The 2,132-nt window shown below is 35.1% G+C and carries 2 protein-coding genes; both read right to left on the bottom strand.

All coding sequences use genetic code 11. The annotated features are described in order from the left end of the window. Window positions 1-84: 84 nt before the first annotated feature. Window positions 85-1,125 carry a zinc-dependent alcohol dehydrogenase family protein gene (locus ACOXY8_RS17165; protein ID WP_168817791.1) on the bottom strand — a complete coding sequence of 347 codons (1,041 nt, stop codon included), beginning with the start codon at window positions 1,123-1,125 and terminating at the stop codon, window positions 85-87. A gap of 181 nt (window positions 1,126-1,306) precedes the next feature. Next, window positions 1,307-1,927, bottom strand: a complete 621-nt coding sequence (locus tag ACOXY8_RS17160) for a hypothetical protein (RefSeq protein ID WP_458332844.1) — start codon at window positions 1,925-1,927, stop codon at window positions 1,307-1,309. Between the last annotated feature and the right edge of the window lie 205 nt (window positions 1,928-2,132).

Genomic DNA, 2,132 nt, shown 5'->3' with positions numbered 1-2,132 from the left:
TATACGAGACCCGTACGTACGGTGGTGTGAGAGCCTCAACCTGAGCCATTTGGCTCAGGTCGGGCTACTCGATTAGCAGAAGTATTATTCTACATCTATAATTATCTTCATTGCTTTTTCTCTAGAAGCATTCAAAAACACATCATAAGCCTTTTCAATTTCGAAAAGTTTATAATGATGCGTAATCAATTTTTTTACAGGTAACTTATTGGTTGCAACTGCTTTGATAAGCATTGGGGTGGTGTTTGTATTGACAAGCCCAGTGGTTATCGTAAGGTTTTTTATCCAAAGTTCTTGAATTTCAAAATCTACTTTTGCTCCATGGACTCCCACATTAGCAATGTTTCCTCCTGGTTTTACTATTTTTTGGCATATATTCCAAGTGGGTGGAATACCTACCGCTTCAATAGCCACATCAACACCATCTTCTCCTACAATTTTCTTCAGTTCTTCTAAAACGTTTTGACTATCCGAATTAATAACATGGGTAGCTCCTAATTCCTTAGCCATTTCTAATCTATTATCATCCAAATCAATCATAATAATGATCGCAGGAGAATAAAACTGAGCTGTTAAAAGAGCAGACATTCCCACAGGTCCTGCACCAACAATTGCGATAGCGTCACCTGGTTTTACATTTCCGTACTGAACGCCTATTTCGTGTCCTGTTGGTAAAATGTCGCTTATCATTACCGCTACTTCATCATTGATAGTATCAGGTATTTTGTAAAGGCTATTGTCTGCATGTGGAATTCTTACATATTCAGCCTGTACACCATCTATCATGTGTCCTAAAATCCATCCGCCATCTTTACAATGCGAGTAGAGTTGTTTTTTACAGTATTCGCATGATCCACAAGAAGATATACAGGAAATGATAACTTTATCTCCCACTTTGAATTGACTTACGCTGCTTCCTACTTCCTCTATAATTCCGACACCTTCGTGTCCAAGAGTAATTCCGTCTTGCATATAAAGGTTTTTACCCTTATAAATTCCGAGGTCCGTACCACAAATGGTGGTCTTCGTAACTCGTACAATTACATCGGATGGCTTAATAATAGAAGGTTTTGCTTTTTCTTCTAAAGCGATATTGTGATCGCCATGATAAACTAATGCTTTCATAAAATTTGATTTTGAAATTAATATACTTAAGTTTAATATTTCTGTTAACGGTTTTGGCTATGGTTTCGCTGCGGAATAATTCGGCAGAATTATTCCGAGTATTTCCCAAAGTTAATGAAATGCTTGGAATTTCCGGCAAGGAAATTCACCAGCAGTGAACTATAGCCAGTGTTGTGCATAGTTATTTTTTCCATATACCAAATTCATTTCGAATAGTATTTAAGATTTCACATATATAATTCAGTTCGTCAATATCAGGATAATAGTTTAAATATTTGTCGGGATTTGAATATTCAAACTCATTTTTCCCATTCCAATCTTTTGCTTGAATTTTATAATTTACTCCTTCTGTGTAGTGAATTGACCTATTAAATAATTCGTAAGTAATTACCTCTTTTCCATTGCGAAATCTATCAATCTTTTCTATTGTCCCTCTTCGTATCATTTTCCATTCAATATCGCTTTGATTTGGTAATTCTAAAATATAACTGCGGACAAGACTTCGATAAATAGAATCCATATTATTTTTTGCAGTCAAGATTAGTTTTTCAGTTCGCAATTTCGATTTTCCTTTGATTTTTGCGTAATGTTTGTAAAATTCAATATTCCATTTCTTAGATTCATCTTTGAACATTCTATAAAGTGAAGAATAATTTGTTGTATCTGCGATTTTATAAATTCGGACTTCTGTAATATTAGTTAACGAATCAGATAGTTTTAAATCAGAATTAATTTCAGGTATATTTTGTGCTGAAATTCCGATTGAAAATAGAAATAATATTAAAATTTGAATGTTTCTCATAATTATGCACAACGGTAAATTGTATGAGTAGTGGCAGATTGCGTGGTACTTTCCTGTCAAACCGCTACGCAGTTTGAGCGGGCTACAAACCTTGATATTTAGCACTTTGCCTGCCATTACTTATACAAAATGTGTGTGCCCAGCATGGGCATCAGGTATCGAAGATACCAAATTATTCCAGAGGGTGAAAGTCCCTTGTGTGCGG

Source organism: Peijinzhouia sedimentorum (assembly GCF_049340005.1).
In the GTDB taxonomy this organism is placed as follows: Bacteria; Bacteroidota; Bacteroidia; order Cytophagales; family Cyclobacteriaceae; genus CAXBDP01.
This window is presented reverse-complemented; position numbering and strand designations above follow the sequence as displayed.